We start from the raw sequence: 19,271 nt of genomic DNA, 5'->3' as shown, positions 1-19,271 counted from the left end.
GTTAGGAAAGATAACCACTGAGTCTCGTCCTTGTATAAAATGTGAAACCACGTATCACATCTAACGCATCCTATTGTCAGAATAGTTTCCATAGATAAATAAAAAGTGGAACGTGGCATGTTATCACTGGAATCACTAATTTCCAGAAATGTGATGATTAACCTCCAAGTGACATACAAACACTCACCTTATAAGATACAATGATTCATAATCATGCCATTATTAAATAATAATTTCATAAATTAAACCTTATTAGTTCTTAAAATAAGCTAACAACAGTTAAATGGTTAAGTTTTTTACATTGACATAATAAACATTAAGTGTGAATTAATAAACTAAAGGTTGACAAATATAAACGCTGTGTATGCTAACTCTCATTATATATAAATATATTTATGGTAATTAAGTAACGCTAATAGCGGACGTCGTAAGATGCCTTATTACATTAATGCTATCTGTCATTTTTATCCACCTTATCAAGTTTGTCAGAGGATAATTTTACTTAAACAAAGGTTAACTATTCATCTAAGAGGCAGGAATCGAACGGAGCATTAATGTTAAGCATAATCACCCACTTTTAATCACACTCGTGAAACAATCAATAACACCAAAAACAACCAAGCAAAATATAAATCCAAAATATTAATCAGTATAGTATTTAATGCTAAAAACAAGACGCACAAAAACCTCAAACCAGTTTAAGTCGCCACTTCAAACAAAAGTTGACACTCCTGTTGAAATAACGTATCAAATTAGGAAGCGAAACAATTAACCGATGAGAAACTGATAATTATGTTCTACTCCAACCGTCTACTAGGCCTACTACTAAACGCATCTTACTTGCGCGGTATGTTGGTGGACGGAAATCAGAACTGATTCAGCCATCAAGATTCAGAAACCCGCGCAAATGCGCGGGTTTTTTTTTACCCGTCGCGCGCTAAATAAAAAAGTTACTCAGAAAAATAAGGAATTACCCGATGAGCCAACAAGTCATTATCTTCGATACCACCTTGCGTGACGGCGAACAGGCGTTACAGGCTAGCCTGAGCGTGAAAGAGAAATTACAGATTGCGCTGGCGCTGGAAAGGATGGGCGTCGATGTTATGGAAGTTGGCTTTCCCGTTTCTTCCCCTGGCGATTTCGAATCGGTGCATACCATAGCCCGTGAAATCAAAAACAGCAGAGTCTGCGCCTTGGCGCGCTGTGTCGATAAAGACATTGATGTAGCCGCCGAAGCCTTGCGTATCGCCGAGGCTTTCCGTATTCACGTATTTTTAGCCACATCGACGTTACATATTGAATCCAAATTAAAGCGCACGTTTGAAGACGTTATGGCGATGGCCGTTCACTCGGTCAAACGTGCTCGTCATTATACCGATGACGTTGAATTCTCCTGTGAAGATGCAGGCCGCACGCCAATCGATAACTTGTGCCGGATTGTCGAGGCCGCGATTGGCGCTGGGGCGACCACGATCAACATCCCTGATACCGTGGGTTACACCACGCCTTATCAGTTCGGCGGAATAATCAGTAATTTGTATGATCGTGTTCCAAACATCGATAAAGCCATTATTTCAGTTCATTGCCACGACGATTTGGGTATGTCGGTCGCGAACTCCATCACCGCCGTTCAGGCTGGTGCGCGTCAGGTTGAAGGAACGATTAACGGTTTGGGCGAACGCGCCGGTAACTGTTCATTAGAAGAAGTGATTATGGCGATAAAAGTGCGCCACGAAATGCTGGGTGTGCATACCAATATCAATCATCAGGAGATCTACCGCACCAGCCAGTTGGTCAGTAAATTATGCAATATGCCAATTCCTGGCAATAAAGCCATTGTTGGTAGCAATGCTTTTGCTCACTCTTCCGGTATTCATCAGGATGGCGTCCTGAAAAATCGTGAAAATTACGAAATCATGACGCCGGAATCCATTGGCTTGAAAGAAGTTCAGTTAAACCTGACCTCCCGCTCTGGCCGCGCCGCAGTAAAACACCGTATGGAAGAAATGGGCTATCAGGATAAGGATTACGATCTGGATTCCTTATATGACGCTTTCCTGAAACTGGCGGATAAAAAAGGCCAGGTATTTGATTACGATTTAGAAGCTCTGGCCTTTATTAATAAACAACAGGAAGAACCGGAATATTACCGTTTGGACTATTTCAGCGTTCAATCTGGCTCCAGCGTGATGGCCACGGCGTCAGTGAAATTGGTGTGTGGCGAAGAAATAAAATCCGAAGCTGCTACCGGCAACGGCCCGGTAGACGCCGTTTATCAGGCAATTAACCGCATTACCGAATATCCGATTGAATTAGTGAAATATCAATTATCTGCCAAAGGTCAGGGTAAAGATGCGCTGGGTCAGGTGGATATCGTGGTGGAACATCAAGGCCGCCGTTTCCACGGCGTCGGATTGGCCACTGACATTGTTGAATCTTCCGCTAAGGCATTGGTTCACGTATTAAATAACATCTGGCGCGCTCAGCAGGTAGAAATAGAAAAACAGCGCTTGCAACAAAATACTCAGGAAATGGTGTGAACATGACGAAAATTTATCATATTGCCGTTTTACCCGGAGACGGCATTGGTCCAGAAGTGATGGCACAGGCAAACAAAGTGTTAGACGCAGTCCGCCAGCGCTTTAACATGCGAATTTCCACCAGCGTTTATGATGTCGGCGGTGCTGCTATCGATCGTCAGGGTTGCCCTTTGCCTACGACAACCATTAACGGCTGCGAGCAGGCTGACGCAATTTTATTCGGCTCCGTCGGCGGCCCCAAATGGGAACATTTGCCGCCGGACGAACAACCTGAGCGCGGCGCTTTGTTGCCTTTGCGTAAACATTTCAAGTTATTCAGCAACCTGCGCCCTGCCCGTTTGTATCAGGGTCTGGAAGAGTTTTGCCCATTGCGCAGCGATATTGCTGCCCGCGGCTTCGATATTCTGTGCGTACGTGAATTAACCGGCGGAATCTATTTCGGCCAACCGAAAGGTCGCGACGGCCAAGGCATGTATGAGCGCGCCTTTGATACCGAGGTTTATCACCGTTTTGAAATTGAGCGAATCGCCCGTATTGCCTTTGAATCCGCGCGCAAGCGTCGTAGTAAAGTCACTTCGATTGATAAAGCCAACGTATTGCAAAGTTCTATTCTGTGGCGCGAAGTGGTGAATGCCATTGCCGCAGATTATCCGGACGTCGCGCTGTCCCATATGTATATCGACAACGCCACCATGCAGTTGATTAAAGATCCATCCCAGTTCGACGTATTGCTGTGTTCCAACCTGTTTGGCGATATTTTATCCGATGAGTGCGCCATGATTACTGGTTCTATGGGCATGTTGCCCTCTGCCAGTCTGAACGAGCAGGGCTTTGGTTTGTATGAACCAGCGGGCGGCTCCGCGCCGGATATCGCCGGGAAAAATATCGCCAACCCGATTGCGCAAATTTTATCGGCATCACTGTTGTTACGCTTCAGTTTAGGCGAAGACGATGCCGCCGACGCCATTGAGCGCGCAGTTAATCTGGCGCTTGAACAAGGCTATCGTACCGCTGATTTGGCGGGTGATGGGGAAGCTATTGGCACCAATGAAATGGGCGATATCATCGCATCCTTTATCGCTGAGGGGATTTAACATGGCCAAGACCTTATACCAAAAATTGTACGATGCGCATATCGTCCGTGAAGCCCCGAACGAAACGCCATTGCTGTATATCGACCGTCATTTGGTGCATGAAGTCACCTCACCACAGGCTTTCGACGGCCTGCGTGCTATGGGCCGTCCGGTACGTCAGCCGGGTAAGACTTTTGCTACCATGGATCACAACGTTTCTACCCAAACCAAAGACATTAATGCCAGCGGTGAAATGGCGCGAATTCAGATGCAGGAATTAATCAAGAACTGTGCCGAATTTGGCGTTTCTTTATATGACTTGAACCATCCTTACCAAGGTATCGTCCACGTTATCGGCCCGGAACAAGGCATGACGTTGCCGGGAATGACCATCGTATGCGGCGATTCTCACACCGCAACTCACGGTGCCTTTGGCTCTTTGGCTTTCGGTATCGGTACTTCGGAAGTTGAGCATGTTTTAGCGACGCAAACGCTGAAGCAGGGTCGCGCCAAGACCATGAAAATTGAAGTTAACGGTGAAGTTGGCGCAGGTATTACCGCTAAAGACATCGTATTGGCGATCATCGGTAAAACCGGTAGCGCAGGCGGAACTGGGCACGTAGTGGAATTCTGCGGCAGCGCGATTGAAGCCTTGAGCATGGAAGGTCGAATGACCTTATGCAATATGGCAATAGAAATGGGTGCTAAAGCGGGTTTGGTCGCGCCGGATGATGTCACTTTTGACTACCTGAAAGGCCGCCAGTTTGCGCCAACCGGTGCGAATTGGGAGCACGCCGTGATCTACTGGCGCACGCTGAAATCCGATGCCGATGCCAAATTTGACACCGTGGTGACATTGAACGCAGCGGATATTGCACCGCAGGTCACATGGGGCACCAACCCAGGTCAGGTCATTGCCGTTAACCAGATTATTCCAGCACCTGAGTCTTTCAGCGATCCGGTTGAGCGCGCGTCGGCTGAAAAAGCTTTGGCTTATATGGACTTGCGTCCGGGCATTAAGTTGACTGACGTGCCTATCGATAAAGTATTTATCGGTTCCTGTACCAATTCACGTATTGAAGATTTACGGGCTGCGGCGGCTATCGCACAGGGCAGAAAAGTAGCTCAGGGCGTACAAGCTATCGTGGTTCCTGGCTCTGGGCCGGTCAAAGCGCAGGCGGAAGCCGAAGGTTTGGATCAGATCTTTATCAACGCTGGTTTTGAATGGCGCTTGCCGGGCTGTTCCATGTGTTTGGCGATGAATAACGACCGTTTGGAACCGGGCGAGCGCTGCGCTTCTACCAGTAACCGTAACTTTGAAGGTCGCCAGGGCCGAGGCGGGCGCACCCATTTAGTCAGCCCTGCAATGGCGGCAGCGGCGGCGGTGAGCGGCCATTTTGCAGACGTGCGCGATTTATCCGCGTCCACACATTAATCGGAGACACCATAGTGGCAAAATTTATTCAACACACAGGTTTGGTCGTTCCGTTGGATGCAGCGAATGTCGATACCGACGCCATCATTCCTAAGCAGTTTTTGCAAAAAGTGACGCGCACTGGCTTCGGCCAACATTTGTTTAACGATTGGCGTTTTCTGGACGATGCCGGTCAGGTGCCTAACCCTGAATTTGTGCTGAATCACCCGCGCTATCAGGGGGCGACTATTTTGCTGGCGCGCGAAAATTTTGGCTGCGGCTCATCTCGCGAGCATGCCCCTTGGGCACTGACCGATTACGGTTTTAAGGTGGTTATCGCCCCAAGTTTTGCCGATATCTTTTACGGTAACTCATTCAATAACCAATTATTACCGGTGACTTTAAGCGAAGCGGATATTGATACTTTATTCCAGTTGGTAGAAAGTCAGGAAGGTATCGAGTTCGTCGTGGATTTAGAAAAGCAAACCGTCAGCGCCGGAGGCAAAAGTTATGCCTTTGAGATCGATGGTTTCCGCCGTCATTGCATGATGAATGGGCTGGACAGTATCGGTTTGACATTGCAGCACGAGGCTAATATTTCGGCCTATGAGCAGCAGCAACCCGAATTTTTACGTTAATTTTCAGCAAGCTACGCTCGGTCACTTGGCGCGCAACCAAGTGACCGAGACGACTGAAGGCAGTAACACCGCGGTGGAGTGAAAGATGCAGAGGATTTAGATAGCCCTGACTCGGCTAAATATCCCCAATGACACTGTCGCCAGTAACGCAGCCATCCAATAAACCGCGTAATGCCCCAGATTCTCCGTCAGCACGCCCTGTAGTATCCCGGCTAAAATTACGCCGGTTGATATGCTATTGGTAAACAGCGTCGTTGCGGCACCGGCCCTGCCCGGCATCAATTCCTGAAAATAGAGCATACCGATACCGGCGACAATACCGATGAACACGGCGTTGAAAATCTGCAATAACATCAGCGCAGTTTTGAATTTAAACAGGATCAATCCAACATAAAACACGATGCCTGCGGCCACGGCAAACAGCATAATTTTACGCATACCAAAGCGTTTAACCGAGTAACCCGCGAGCAGCATAATAGGGATTTCCAGCCCAGCGGCGGTTCCCATCAGTAAACCGGCCAAACGTTCCGGCAAACCGAGATCTGAAGTGATGTATAACGGCATATCGATGATATACATGGTGTTACAGGTCCACATCAGCATCGAGGCAATGAACAGCAACAGCACGTTTTTATCGGCAAAAAGCTTTGCATTAATCACTACCGGCGCGTCTTTCGGCACTTCAGCTTTCGGTACCGATGGCAATAAGAACCATACCAGGATACCGCTTAATACAAATATTCCGGCGGCAACACTGAACATCAAAGTGAAGCCATAGTTCAATGCCAGCATAAACGATAGCGGCGGGCCAATAACCCAAGCCAATGATAATTGTGCTCTCATTATCGAGCTAAACATCACCACTTCTTTCGCCGAGTTATCGGCATATTCCCGCGCTAAAGCAAAAATCTGCGGCATGGCCGTATTGGCTACTGAGGCTAATAGCACGCCAGCGGTAATCAGGGTCAGATAATCACGATTAAAGGCAAATAGCAGGCAGTTACCCACCGCCATCAGGTAGCACAGCATGATTAACTTGCGGCGATCGCCACGCAGATCCGAGCGTTTCGCCAGCACAAAGCTCACCGTAATTCCGGCGATAGCGTTAACGGTATAAAAAAGCCCAACCCATAGAGGGCGTACATTGACCTCTGTAGTTAAAAACAAACTGAGGGTTGGAGCCTGCAGCGCACCGGCGATGCCGGAAAGAAAAGCCACCACAAAAAAAGCAATAAAGACGGGATTAATCCGCCGGGAATACGTCAGAGCAGATTTCATTACAGGCTCCATCGCCAGAAACCACTTTAGATTCATATGCTACAGAAGGCACATTGCGGTGAACAGCAACAATAACTCTATAGATAAAAATTACTCGGCAATAAAAAAGCCAGCAGGTTGCCCCACTGGCTGGTGAATTGCACCATTACTCAGAAATTTTTGATAATAGGCAGCGTCCCTGCCGAACGATGAAAGTTAAATCCAAATTCCATCGGTACTAACCCGGTTCGAACTAAATATGTTTGCGGTATTCTTTTTCCGGCATGTGCTGAATGTCCCATTGGGTGACATCTGCCAGCATCCTTAACCGCCATTCCATCGGTACCCAGCTCAACCAATCGGCCTGCTGCTGTCTGACGTGTCTAAAATAGCGCTGATAAAACTGTCTGGTTAAGCACTTTTTCATCATGCTCCTCCCCTTTCATTACTGATAATTATCTGCGTAATATAGGGAAAGATAAATTGATGCATTTTGCCGTGGAGTTCCTCTTTTATGTCTACTTCTCGCCTGCAACACCAGTTCATCCGTTTGTGGCAACATTACGGCGGTAAACCGACGGAAACCACCCTGCAACAATTGGCGGAAGTGCTAAATTGCTCGCGTCGCCACGTTCGTTCGTTACTAGGTAATATGCAGCAAGCGGGTTGGCTAAGCTGGCAGGCAGAGGCTGGTCGAGGAAAACGCTCGCAGCTCACCTTTTTGTACACCGGTCTGGCCCTGCAACAGCAACGGGCAGAGGAGTTGCTGGAGCAGGATCATATCGATCAGCTCGTGCAATTGGTGGGAGATAAACAGGCGGTTCGCCAGATGCTTCTTTCACAGCTAGGGAGGAGTTTTAGACAAGGTAAACATATACTTAGAGTGCTTTACTACCGTCAACTACAAAACCTATTGCCCGGTTCCGCTCTGCGCCGTTCAGAAACCCATATTGTCCGGCAGATTTTTAATGGTTTAACCCGCATAAATGAGGAAAATGGGGAAGCCGAGCCAGATTTATCTCATCACTGGCAAACGCTAACCCCCTTGCATTGGCGCTTTTATTTACGTCCAGCGATTCACTTCCATCACGGCCGTGAATTAGAAATGCAGGATGTGATTACGTCATTAAAGCGTTTGACCACACAGCCGCTGTTTTCCCACATCACGGAAATCACCTCTCCTACGCCTTATGTCATTGATGTAAAACTTAATACGCCAGACTATTGGCTCCCTTGGCTACTGGGCAGCGTTCACGCCATGATTTTGCCGCAGGAATGGCCTGAACTACCTGATTTTTCGCGTTATCCTATCGGCACCGGCCCTTACTCGGTGATTCGCAACCGGCAAAATCAATTTAAAATTCAGGCTTTCGATAACTACTTCGGTTTTCGCGCACTCATTGATGAGGTCAATATTTGGGTGTTACCTGAATTGTCAGAAGATTTAGTGTCTTCTGGCGTTCATTTACAGGCGGATGATACCAGCCGCAACGAATTGGAAAGTCGGCTGGAAGAAGGCTGCTACTTTCTCCTTTTCGATCAACGCTCCCCGCTCACCAGCCAACCGGACGTGAGACGCTGGCTATGTGAACTGATCACACCGGTGGCTTTACTCAGCCATGCCGATGCGTTGTATCAGCGCTACTGGTCGCCAGCCTACGGTATTTTGCCGCGCTGGCACCATAATCGTCTGAACCCACCTTCTGCCAAACCCCTCGAATTAACTGAGCTCACCGTAACCTGTTTTACCGAACATCCTGAATTCAACGCCATTAGCCAAACGCTGAGAGACGTACTGGCCGCGCAAGGCGTGAAACTGGTGGTACAAGAACTGGATTACGCCAGCTGGTATCGGGGGGAAGCCAAAAGCGATATCTGGCTAGGTAGCGCCAACTTCTATCTGCCGGTGGAATTTTCCATTTTTGCCACCTTATATGAACTTCCTCTTTTGCAACACTGTTTGAGTGAAGAGTTGTATCAAGACGTCGCGCAGTGGCGCAATAACCGGTTGCCCATGGCGGAATGGAGCCAACGATTGGTCAGCAATCATCAATTTCACCCGTTATTCCATCACTGGCTAGAATTGTTTGGACAGCACAGCATGCGTGGCGTGCGGATGAATACCCTAGGCTGGTTTGATTTCAAATCGGCCTGGTTTACGCCGCCGGAGGAATAAACAGACTTTCACTAGTCTGGCTATCCCTCTACAATAGCGCCGTCTCAACGGGGTGCGAAAAATTGTTTAGCGGCAAACCGCGGCCAATATTCGCTGAGAGTAAACCCGTCGAACCTGATCCGGTTAATACCGGCGAAGGGATTTGAGAGCGTCATTCAGCAATATGATGAACTTGCGGATATTGACCAATGCCTCAGATACCTTTGCCACCTTTCTTTTTGAGGAGTGCAAAGTGTTTAAACGAATTCTTCCCTGTCTGCTGCTGATTTCAGCCGCCGCCACCGCGGCTGAAGCCACCAAACCTGTCCTGACGGTTTACACCTACGATTCCTTTGCCGCTGATTGGGGACCGGGTCCTGCTATCAAAAAATCCTTCGAAGCAGAATGCAACTGCGAGCTGAAATTCGTCGCACTGGAAGACGGCGTTTCTCTGTTAAATCGCCTGCGAATGGAAGGAAAGAAAAGTCCGGCGGACATAGTATTAGGGTTGGATAACAACCTGGTGCAATCCGCAGAGAAAACCGGATTATTTACGCCAAGTCAGATAGATACCAGCAAGCTGGCGCTCCCCGAAGCCTGGCATAACAGCACATTTATTCCGTATGACTACGGCTATTTCTCCTTCGTATATAACAAGGAAAAAATAAAAAACCCGCCGAAAAGTCTGCATGAACTGATCGAAAATGACTCGCCGTGGAAGGTTATTTATCAAGATCCGCGCACCAGCACGCCGGGGCTGGGGCTACTGTTATGGATGCAGAAAGTCTACGGGGACGAAGCGCCGCTGGCATGGCAAAAACTGGCGAAAAAAACCGTGACCGTGACCAAAGGCTGGAGTGAAGCCTATGGCCTGTTCCTGAAAGGCGAAGCGGATTTTGTCATGAGCTATACCACTTCTCCGGCTTATCATTTGATTGAAGAAAAGAAAGATCAATACGCTGCTGCTGATTTCAGTGAAGGCCATTATTTGCAAGTGGAAGTCGCAGCGCAGGTAGCCTCGAGCAAACAACCGGAGCTGGCGCAGAAATTCATGCAGTTTATGGTTTCTCCGGCTTTCCAAAACCATATTCCTACCGGAAACTGGATGTATCCCGTGATTAAAATGGATCTTCCGGCCGGGTTTAACACTCTGACCGTGCCCAAAAAAGCGTTGGAATTCAGCGCGAAAGAAGTAGCCGATAACCGCAGCAAATGGATTCAGGCATGGCAATCCGCCGTCAGCCGCTAATCCCCGCTTGGCTCTGCCCGGGACTAGTTGCTTCATTCCTGCTGGTTGGGGTGGCGCTGCTGGCATTTAGCGCCATCTGGCGTCATGCCCCAGAAGCCGACTGGATCGGAGTATGGCAGGACAGCTATTTGTGGCACGTGGTGCGCTTTACCTTCTGGCAGGCTTTTTTATCGGCCCTGTTCTCGGTGGCTCCCGCTATTCTGCTGGCTCGCGCTCTGTATCGCCGCCGCTTTCCCGGCCGTCAACTGTTGCTGCGATTATGCGCCATGACCTTAGTTCTGCCGGTATTGGTGGCGCTATTTGGTATTTTGAGCGTCTATGGGCGCCAAGGCTGGTTAGCGCAACTTTTCGGCTGGCTAGGGCTGGATTACCATTTTTCCCCTTATGGTTTGCAAGGCATTCTGCTGGCTCATGTCTTTTTCAATCTACCGCTGGCTACCCGCCTGTTACTGCAATCACTGGAAAGTATTGCGGTGGAACAGCGCCAATTGGCCGCTCAGTTGGGAATGAACGGTTGGCAGCATTTCCGCTGGGTGGAATGGCCTTATTTGCGCCGCCAGATTCTGCCTACTGCCGCGCTGATCTTTATGTTGTGCTTCGCCAGTTTTGCTACCGTGCTGTCTCTTGGCGGCGGGCCACAGGCGACAACCATTGAGCTGGCTATTTATCAGGCGCTTAGCTACGACTACGATTTAGGCCGAGCGGCGCTGCTGGCGCTGATTCAGCTCGGTTGCTGTCTGGGGTTGGTGCTACTGAGCCAGCGGCTAAATAGCGCGCTAGCGGTGGGAAACACTCATGCTCAAAGCTGGCGTAACCCGCAAGACAGCCTGTGGCAACGGGTTAGCGACAGCGTACTCATCATCGGCACGCTATTATTGCTGTTACCACCTCTGCTGGCAGTGGTCATTGACGGCACTAATAAAACCCTATTTAGCGTATTACAACAACCGGCGCTATGGCAGGCTTTAACGACCTCGCTGACTATCGCCGTGGCTGCTGGATTGCTCTGCGTACTGCTGACCATGATGTTGCTGTGGAGCAGCCGAGAGTTAAAGTTGCGAGATAAAATGGTATTCGGCCAGGCAATGGAAATGAGCGGAATGGTGATATTGGCGATGCCGGGCATTGTTTTAGCCACCGGTTTCTTCCTGTTGCTCAATGACACCATAGGTTTACCCCAATCCCCCTACGCGCTAGTGATTCTCACCAACGCGCTGATTGCAGTGCCTTATGCGCTGAAAGTACTGGATAACCCGATGCGCGATTTGGCTGAACGCTACGGCCCGCTATGCCTGTCGCTGGATATCCGTGGTTGGCACCGACTGCGCTGGGTGGAATTTAGCGCCTTAAAACGTCCATTAGCTCAGGCACTCGCCTTCGCCAGCGTGATATCTATCGGTGATTTTGGCGTCGTCGCGCTATTTGGCAACGAGCATTTCCGTACCCTGCCGTTCTATCTTTATCAGCAAATTGGTGCCTATCGCAGCAACGACGGCGCGGTAACCGCCCTACTGCTACTGTTATTGTGTTTCCTCCTGTTTACCCTTATTGAGAAATTGCCGGGCCGCCATGCTAAAGCTTGAGAAAATTACCTATTTATATGACCACTTGCCTATGCGCTTTGATGTGCAAATTAATCCGGGCGAGCGCGTGGCTATTCTTGGCCCCAGCGGAGCAGGTAAAAGCACCTTACTTAGCCTAATCGCCGGGTTCCTTACGCCAGTCAGTGGTCGTATGCTATTGAATAACCAAGAGCACAGCGGTAGCCCTCCAGCTAAGCGACCGGTTTCCATGCTGTTTCAGGAAAACAATTTATTCTCACATTTGACAGTTGAGCAAAACATCGGGCTGGGGCTAAATCCGGGATTAAAGCTGAATAACCAACAACGCCAGTTATTGCAGCAAATTGCTCAACAGGTAGGATTGGAGAACTGTCTGGATCGCTTGCCAGCACAGCTTTCCGGTGGCCAGCGGCAACGAGCGGCGCTGGCGCGGTGTCTGGTTCGCAGCCAGCCGATCCTGTTATTGGATGAGCCATTTTCTGCACTCGATCCGGCATTACGCACCGAAATGCTGCAACTGCTGGAACAGGTTTGCGACCGTCGCCAACTGACTTTGCTTATGGTTTCCCATAATCTGGACGATGCCGCGCGGATTGCGGAACGAACGTTACTGATAGTGGACGGGCGCATCTATTACGATGGCCCGACTCAGGCATTGGTGGAAGGTTCGGTGGCTGAGGCCTGCGTACTGGGCATTACCTCAACTTTAACCGGCTAACACTTTCCACAGCAAATGGCGGTAAATCGGCATAATCGGCTGTACGTGCAGCCAGATAAAGCTGCCGATTGCCGCCAGCGTCATCAATATGGTTAACCCGCGTAAACGCGCCAGCGGCAGCCAACGACTCAGACGATCTGGCTTACGCTTGCCGTAGCGAACCCAGCGCCAGCCCAACCATCCCGCCAGCCAAACGGTTACCGCCACTAAGACTAACAGCCACTTAAACATGAAACTATTGGCGCTGGGCGGGATATCAATCGCCACTCCAGCCAAAATACCGGGGAAGAAATACACCGCCGGCCAAGTCAGGCAACCAATAATATTTGGCAAAGCGAATTTTAGTGGCGGCAGATCCAGCATACCGGCGACCATCGGCACCAATGGCCGAGTGGGGCCAATATAGCGGCCGATCAACACCGTCGCCATGCTGTGCTGATGCAGCGCATACTCGGTTTTATCCAGCATAGTTTTATGCTTTTTCAGAAATGACCAACGGTGCAGCGGCTGTTTAAACGCCCGCCCGATAAAGTAGGAAATCCAATCTCCTAACAGGCAACCGACAATCCCCGCCGCCCACGCCGGATAAAATCCAACCTGACCGCTTCCAATTAACGCCCCCACGCTCGCCATCATCACCGTTCCCGGCAACAAAAGGCCAACCAGCGCTAAAGATTCGATAAATGTGACAAACATGACGACAAATAGCGTGAAAGCCAGTGATTGTGTCAAAAGGTGTTCTAAATAGGCTTCCATAAATTTATCCATTGTATAAAGCGCGAGGGATTGTCCAGCTACCTCATAGTCCCGTCAATCAATGATTTTTTCCGGGCTATTTCCGTACTGCTGCTGAATTCACTGTGATTCAACTGATTGAGTGTTTGCGACGAAATCTATTGGAAACATACGGAAGCTATCTGGCAACCATTCAAATAGACAATGACTGTATAAAAAACCATACTAAAAGACACGGCAGTTAACACTCATTCATAGCATCATGAATTAAAGGTAGCATTCATTAAAGGTAATCCGGTGGATCAAGCGCGCCAAGGTTTCCTGCTCACCCGCCATTGGCGGGATACAGCGGCAGGCACTGAAGTTGAATTCTGGTTGGCAACCGATAATGGGCCACAGTTGGTTCGGCTGCCGCCTCAGCCTTCCGTGGCCTTTATTCCCGCAGAGCAAGCGCCGTTGGCAGAGCAAATCCTGCGGGATGAGCGCCGCTATCAGTTACGGCCGCTTTCCCTGACGGATTTTCACCGCCGCCCGGTTTTAGGGCTGTATTGCCAACAACATCGTCAGCTGATGCGGCTGGAAAAGCTGCTGAAAGAAGGCGGAGTGAATGTCTACGAAGCGGACATTCGCCCGCCGGAACGCTACCTGATGGAACGTTTTATTACCGCACCAGTGTGGTTTAGCGGACTACCGGATAAAAACGGCACGTTATTGTCCACCCGAATGAAACCAGCCGAAGATTATCGTCCACCAATAAAACTGCTGTCTCTGGATATAGAAACCAGCGAGCACGGTGAGTTGTACAGTATTGGACTGGAAGGCTGCGGCCAGCGTCAAGTTTATATGTTGGGGCCGCAAAATGGGGATGAGCAACCGTTGGATTTCAATCTGGAATACGTTGCCAGCCGTCCGCAGCTACTGGAAAAACTGAATCAATGGCTGGAACAATACGATCCCGATGCCATTATCGGCTGGAATCTGGTGCAATTTGATCTGCGGGTACTGCAAAAACATGCGGATCGCTATCAGATTCCACTGCGTTTTGGTCGTGGCGGTAACCCACTGGAATGGCGCGAGCACGGTTTTAAACAGGGGCACTTTTTTGCCTCAGCCGCTGGGCGGCTGATTATCGACGGCATTGAAGCGCTCAAATCAGCCACCTGGAATTTTCCCTCTTTCAGTCTGGAATCCGTCGCGCAAACCTTGCTGGGCGAAGGCAAAGATAGCGATTCCCCCTATCAACGAATGGATGAAATCAATCGTCGCTTTGCTGAGGATAAACCTGCGCTAGCGCGCTATAACTTGAAAGACTGCGAGTTGGTAACGCGGATTTTTGCCAAAACCGAATTGCTCAGCTTCTTACTGGAAAGAGCCAGCGTAACCGGTCTGGCCGCCGATCGCAGCGGCGGGTCGGTCGCGGCCTTTACTCATCTGTATTTGCCGCGCATGCACCGGGCCGGTTATGTCGCGCCGAATTTAGGGGAGTTACCGGAAGAACATAGCCCCGGCGGCTTCGTGATGGATTCTCAGCCCGGTTTGTACGACTCGGTGCTGGTGCTGGACTACAAAAGCCTGTACCCGTCGATTATTCGAACTTTCCTGATAGATCCTGTTGGCTTAGTCGAAGGCATGCATCAGCCAACGCTTGCGCATTCAGTGCCCGGTTTTCGCAACGCCTGGTTTTCTCGCGAGAAACACTGCCTACCCGCCATTGTTAAACAAATCTGGCAAGGCCGAGAAGCCGCTAAACAACAGAAAAATAAGCCGTTATCTCAAGCGTTGAAAATCATTATGAATGCGTTTTACGGCGTATTGGGCTCCAGCGGCTGCCGTTTCTTCGATCCTCGGCTGGCCTCTTCGATCACACTGCGTGGTCACGAGATCATGCGCCAAACGCGTGAATTAATCGCAGATCGCGGTTATCAGGTCATTTACGGCGACACCGACTCCACCTTTGTCTGGCTGAAACACGCCCATAGCGACGAGCAAGCCAGCCAGATTGGCAAAGAATTGGTGGAATACGTGAACGCATGGTGGCAACGACATTTGCACGAGACGTTTGGCCTGTCCTGCGCATTAGAACTGGAGTTTGAAACTCACTATCGGCGCTTTTTGATGCCCACCATCCGCGGCGCAGAGCAAGGCAGTAAAAAACGTTATGCTGGATTGGTCACCACGCCCGAAGGCGATCGTATGGTGTACAAAGGGTTAGAAACCGTGCGCACCGATTGGACGCCGCTGGCTCAGACTTTTCAGCAAGAACTTTATCAACGTATATTCCAACAGCAACCCTATCAGGACTACATTCGCGATTACGTGGCGCAAACCCTGAACGGCGAGCTGGATCATCTGCTGGTTTATCGGAAACGGCTGCGAAGAAAGCTGGATGATTATCAGCGCAATGTGCCACCTCATGCCCGTGCGGCTCGTCTGGCCGATGAGTTTAATCGTCAGCAAGGACGCCCTTTGCAATACCAAAACGGCGGCTGGATCAGCTATGTGATGACCACGTCTGGCCCGGAGCCGCTGGAAATTCGTCATTCCCCCATTGATTACGATCATTACCTCTCCCGCCAGCTACAACCCGTAGCCGAGGCTATACTACCCTTTCTGCAGGATGATTTTACAACGTTGATTACTGGTCAAATGGGACTTTTTTAATCACTTTTCCGTGGTTTTACAGGTGACGACGGGCGCGCCTTCCATTACCATAGCGCCCTTGCCAAATCGCGCATCAATCATAATGTCGTTATTTATCCGTGCAAACGGACTCTGCCACCTACGTCACACAGGTTGTCACGTTTTTTCAGGCAGATTCTTAGGCCATCAGCCTGCGCGGACGGTAAACTATTGCCAGTTAGTTGATAAGGGTTGGCGTCATTCGTCGACAATAAAATTAAATTTATAGTGAATAAAGCCAACCTTATCAAACACACAGACTAGTTAAACAAATAACTGCCCAACCCAAAATCGAGCCGATAATTTATGCCTTTTACACTTGGTCAACGCTGGATCAGCGATACAGAAAGCGAACTTGGACTGGGTACTGTCGTAGCCATCGACGTACGCATGGTCACCTTGCTGTTCCCTGCAACCGGTGAAAACCGCCTCTATGCCAGAAATGACTCTCCAATCACCCGCGTGATGTTCAACCCCGGTGATACCATCAGCAGCCACGAAGGCTGGCAAATGAAAGTGGAAGAAGTCACCCACGAAAACGGATTGATTACCTATATCGGCACCCGTTTGGATACCGAGGAAACCGGCGTAGCAATGCGTGAAGTGTTGCTGGATAGCAAACTCACTTTTAGCAAGCCGCAAGATCGCCTATTCGCCGGTCAGATCGATCGAATGGATCGTTTTGCCCTGCGTTTCCGCGCTCGTAAATACCAAAGCGAGCAGTTCCGTTTACCGTGGAGCGGTCTGCGCGGCGTTCGCGCCAGCCTGATTCCTCATCAGTTGCATATCGCTTACGAAGTCGGTCAGCGTCACGCTCCACGCGTACTGTTGGCCGATGAAGTTGGTTTGGGTAAAACCATTGAAGCCGGGATGATTATCCATCAGCAATTATTGGCTGGTCGCGCTGAGCGCGTGCTGATCGTGGTGCCGGAAAGCCTGCAACACCAGTGGCTGGTTGAGATGCTGCGCCGCTTTAACCTACGCTTCTCACTGTTTGACGACAGTCGTTATTCCGAAGCGATGCAAGACAGCAGCAACCCATTTGAAACCGAACAGTTGGTTATCTGCTCATTAGATTTCGTACGTCGTAACAAGCAACGTTTAGAGCAACTGGCCGACGCATCCTGGGATTTGTTAGTGGTGGATGAAGCCCACCATCTGGCCTGGAGCGAAGAAGCCCCGAGCCGCGAATATCAGGTTATTGAGCAACTGGCGGAAAATATCCCTGGCGTACTGCTGCTGACCGCAACCCCTGAGCAATTGGGCCAACAGAGCCACTTTGCCCGTTTGCGCCTGCTGGATCCGGATCGCTTCCACGATTACGAAGATTTTGTCAGCGAACAACAGCAATATCGTCCTATCGCTGACGCAGTGACGCTACTGCTGGGCGGCGAGCGTCTGGCGGACGACAAGCTGAATATGCTGGGTGAAATGATTGCCGAGCAGGATATCGAACCGCTGCTGAAAGCGGCAAACAGCGACGGAGAAGACAGCGAAGCGGCGCGCCGCCAGCTAGTCGACATGCTGATGGATCGCCACGGTACCAGCCGAGTTCTGTTCCGTAACACCCGTAACGGCGTGAAAGGTTTCCCGCACCGCGTACTGCACGAAATAAAACTGCCATTGCCAACCCAGTATCAAACGGCGATCAAAGTCTCTGGCATTATGGGTGCGAAGAAATCGCTGGAAGCTCGCGCCAAAGATATGCTTTATCCCGAGCAGATTTATCAGGAATTTGAAGGGGAAAATGCCACCTGGTGGAATTTTGATCCTCGCGTTGAATGGCTACTGAACTACCTGATCGCCAACCGCGATGAGAAAGTGCTGGTTATCTGCGCTCAGGCCGCCACCGCGCTGCAACTGGAGCAGGTCTTACGTGAACGTGAGGCGATTCGCGCTGCCGTGTTCCATGAAGGTTTATCGCTGATTGAGCGGGATCGCGCAGCGGCTTATTTTGCCTCAGAAGAAGACGGTGCCCAGGTGCTGTTGTGTTCAGAAATCGGCTCAGAAGGGCGTAACTTCCAGTTTGCCTGCCAGTTGGTGATGTTTGATTTGCCGTTTAACCCAGATCTGCTGGAACAGCGAATCGGACGTCTGGATCGCATTGGCCAGAACCGTGAAATTCAAATCATGGTGCCTTATCTGGAAAATACTGCACAGGCGATTTTAGTGCGCTGGTATCACGAAGGTCTCGATGCCTTCGAACATACCTGCCCGACAGGCCGAACCATTTATGACAGCGCCTATCAGGAATTGATCGGCTATCTGGCCACGCCAGCCGAACAGGAAGGTTTGGACGAATTTATCCACACCTGCCGTCAGCAGCACGACAAACTGAAGCAACAACTGGAGCAGGGTCGTGACCGTCTGCTGGAAATGCATTCAAACGGTGGCGAACACGGTCAGGAACTGGCCGAGGCTATCGCCAATCAGGATAACGACATCAATCTGGTAAGCTTTGCGCTGAACCTGTTTGATATTGTCGGCATCAATCAGGAAGACCGCAGCGATAACCTGATCGTATTAACGCCATCAGACCACATGCTGGTACCGGATTTCCCTGGTCTGCCGCAGGATGGCTGCACCGTAACGTTCGATCGCGATCAGGCGTTATCCCGTGAAGACGCACAGTTTGTGTCCTGGGAACACCCGATTATTCGCAACGGCCTGGATTTGATTTTGTCCGGCGACACCGGAAGCTGTGCAGTTTCTCTGTTGAAAAACAAAGCATTACCAGTAGGTACTCTGCTGGCGGAGTTGGTTTATGTGGTAGAAGCTCAGGCACCTAAGCATCTGCAACTGACCCGCTTCCTGCCACCGACGCCGGTACGTATGCTGATGGATCGCAAAGGCACCAATCTGGCGGCTCAGGTAGAGTTTGAAAGCTTTAACCGCCAGTTGAATGCGGTCAATCGCCACACCTCAAGCAAGCTGGTGAACGCGGTTCAGCAAGAGGTTCACGCCATGCTGCAACAGGCGGAAGCGCTGGTAGAAGAACAGGCGAAAGCGCTGATCGAAACCGCCAAGCAAGAAGCCGATGAAAAGCTGAGTGCCGAACTGGCACGTTTGGAAGCGTTGAAAGCCGTTAACCCGAATATTCGTGATGACGAACTCGAAGCGCTGGAGCATAACCGCAAAATGGTGCTGGAAAACCTGAATCAGGCTGGCTGGCGTCTTGACGCAATCCGCTTGGTTGTGGTCACTCACCAGTAACACTTTTGTGTAAGAAAGAGCCGGCAACCTCCGGCTCT

The 19,271-nt window shown here is 50.1% G+C and carries 13 protein-coding genes and 1 riboswitch; of the genes, 10 read left to right on the top strand and 3 right to left on the bottom strand.

All coding sequences use genetic code 11. From position 1 onward, the window contains the following. Positions 1-977 precede the first annotated feature (977 nt). The 4 genes from leuA to leuD are packed head-to-tail and all read left to right on the top strand — an operon-like array spanning position 978 to position 5,665. Positions 978-2,540 (top strand): 2-isopropylmalate synthase, encoded by a 1,563-nt coding sequence (gene leuA / locus PL78_RS13940; protein WP_064516395.1) that lies wholly within the window; start codon positions 978-980, stop codon positions 2,538-2,540. A 2-nt stretch (positions 2,541-2,542) separates the two neighbouring features. Beyond that, a complete protein-coding gene (gene leuB / locus PL78_RS13935) occupies positions 2,543-3,634 on the top strand; it encodes a 3-isopropylmalate dehydrogenase (RefSeq protein WP_064516393.1) in 1,092 nt (363 codons plus the stop codon). Between the two features lies 1 nt (position 3,635). Further along, positions 3,636-5,048 (top strand): 3-isopropylmalate dehydratase large subunit, encoded by a 1,413-nt coding sequence (gene leuC / locus PL78_RS13930; RefSeq protein ID WP_064516391.1) that lies wholly within the window; start codon positions 3,636-3,638, stop codon positions 5,046-5,048. A 14-nt stretch (positions 5,049-5,062) separates the two neighbouring features. Further along, positions 5,063-5,665 (top strand): 3-isopropylmalate dehydratase small subunit, encoded by a 603-nt coding sequence (leuD, locus tag PL78_RS13925; protein ID WP_064516389.1) that lies wholly within the window; start codon positions 5,063-5,065, stop codon positions 5,663-5,665. Positions 5,666-5,761: 96 nt separating this feature from the next. On the opposite strand, the gene PL78_RS13920 is transcribed toward leuD, so the two are convergent. Next, a complete protein-coding gene (locus tag PL78_RS13920; RefSeq protein ID WP_064516387.1) occupies positions 5,762-6,943 on the bottom strand; it encodes an MFS transporter in 1,182 nt (393 codons plus the stop codon). Between the two features lie 232 nt (positions 6,944-7,175). Further along, positions 7,176-7,352: a glucose uptake inhibitor SgrT gene (sgrT, locus tag PL78_RS19675; protein ID WP_084414337.1), complete on the bottom strand. Its 177-nt coding sequence runs from the start codon at positions 7,350-7,352 to the stop codon at positions 7,176-7,178. An 84-nt stretch (positions 7,353-7,436) separates the two neighbouring features. Here sgrT and sgrR point away from each other — a divergent pair, with 84 nt between their 5' ends. From sgrR to thiQ, 4 genes are all read left to right on the top strand, one after another. After that, the gene (sgrR, locus tag PL78_RS13915; protein WP_064516383.1) at positions 7,437-9,098 is read left to right on the top strand and encodes an HTH-type transcriptional regulator SgrR; all 1,662 of its coding nucleotides are present in this window, start codon (positions 7,437-7,439) and stop codon (positions 9,096-9,098) included. Between the two features lie 38 nt (positions 9,099-9,136). Further along, positions 9,137-9,257, top strand: a riboswitch (TPP riboswitch). Between the two features lie 73 nt (positions 9,258-9,330). After that, entirely contained in the window at positions 9,331-10,326 is a 996-nt protein-coding gene (gene thiB / locus PL78_RS13910; RefSeq protein WP_143711274.1) for a thiamine ABC transporter substrate binding subunit, read from the top strand. Further along, on the top strand, positions 10,302-11,909 hold the full coding sequence (thiP, locus tag PL78_RS13905) for a thiamine/thiamine pyrophosphate ABC transporter permease ThiP (RefSeq protein WP_064516381.1): 1,608 nt from the start codon (positions 10,302-10,304) through the stop codon (positions 11,907-11,909). Before thiB ends, thiP begins: the two co-directional genes overlap by 25 nt. After that, positions 11,896-12,606 (top strand): thiamine ABC transporter ATP-binding protein ThiQ, encoded by a 711-nt coding sequence (thiQ, locus tag PL78_RS13900; RefSeq protein WP_064516379.1) that lies wholly within the window; start codon positions 11,896-11,898, stop codon positions 12,604-12,606. The genes thiP and thiQ overlap by 14 nt, the downstream gene beginning before the upstream one ends. On the opposite strand, the gene PL78_RS13895 is transcribed toward thiQ, so the two are convergent. Further along, positions 12,595-13,362: a DedA family protein gene (locus PL78_RS13895; protein WP_064516377.1), complete on the bottom strand. Its 768-nt coding sequence runs from the start codon at positions 13,360-13,362 to the stop codon at positions 12,595-12,597. The genes thiQ and PL78_RS13895 overlap by 12 nt on opposite strands. 276 nt (positions 13,363-13,638) lie before the next feature. On the opposite strand from PL78_RS13895, the gene PL78_RS13890 reads away from it, so the two are divergent. Together PL78_RS13890 and rapA are read left to right on the top strand one after the other, a co-directional pair. Next, positions 13,639-16,002 carry a DNA polymerase II gene (locus PL78_RS13890; protein WP_064516375.1) on the top strand — a complete coding sequence of 788 codons (2,364 nt, stop codon included), beginning with the start codon at positions 13,639-13,641 and terminating at the stop codon, positions 16,000-16,002. Positions 16,003-16,326: 324 nt separating this feature from the next. Further along, on the top strand, positions 16,327-19,233 hold the full coding sequence (gene rapA, locus PL78_RS13885; RefSeq protein WP_064516373.1) for an RNA polymerase-associated protein RapA: 2,907 nt from the start codon (positions 16,327-16,329) through the stop codon (positions 19,231-19,233). Positions 19,234-19,271 lie beyond the last annotated feature (38 nt).

Origin of the sequence: Yersinia entomophaga, from assembly GCF_001656035.1 — a bacterium.
GTDB classification, from domain to species: domain Bacteria; phylum Pseudomonadota; class Gammaproteobacteria; order Enterobacterales; family Enterobacteriaceae; genus Yersinia; species Yersinia entomophaga.
This window is presented reverse-complemented; position numbering and strand designations above follow the sequence as displayed.

Excerpts from the sequence above, each read along its gene's own strand:
- leuA (WP_064516395.1), top strand. The coding sequence starts at position 978 with ATGAGCCAACAAGTCATTATCTTCGATACCACCTTGCGTGACGGCGAA.
- leuB (WP_064516393.1), top strand. The coding sequence starts at position 2,543 with ATGACGAAAATTTATCATATTGCCGTTTTACCCGGAGACGGCATTGGT.
- leuC (WP_064516391.1), top strand. The coding sequence starts at position 3,636 with ATGGCCAAGACCTTATACCAAAAATTGTACGATGCGCATATCGTCCGT.
- PL78_RS13920 (WP_064516387.1), bottom strand. The coding sequence starts at position 6,943 with ATGAAATCTGCTCTGACGTATTCCCGGCGGATTAATCCCGTCTTTATT.
- sgrT (WP_084414337.1), bottom strand. The coding sequence starts at position 7,352 with ATGATGAAAAAGTGCTTAACCAGACAGTTTTATCAGCGCTATTTTAGA.
- sgrR (WP_064516383.1), top strand. The coding sequence starts at position 7,437 with ATGTCTACTTCTCGCCTGCAACACCAGTTCATCCGTTTGTGGCAACAT.
- thiP (WP_064516381.1), top strand. The coding sequence starts at position 10,302 with ATGGCAATCCGCCGTCAGCCGCTAATCCCCGCTTGGCTCTGCCCGGGA.
- thiQ (WP_064516379.1), top strand. The coding sequence starts at position 11,896 with ATGCTAAAGCTTGAGAAAATTACCTATTTATATGACCACTTGCCTATG.
- PL78_RS13895 (WP_064516377.1), bottom strand. The coding sequence starts at position 13,362 with ATGGAAGCCTATTTAGAACACCTTTTGACACAATCACTGGCTTTCACG.
- rapA (WP_064516373.1), top strand. The coding sequence starts at position 16,327 with ATGCCTTTTACACTTGGTCAACGCTGGATCAGCGATACAGAAAGCGAA.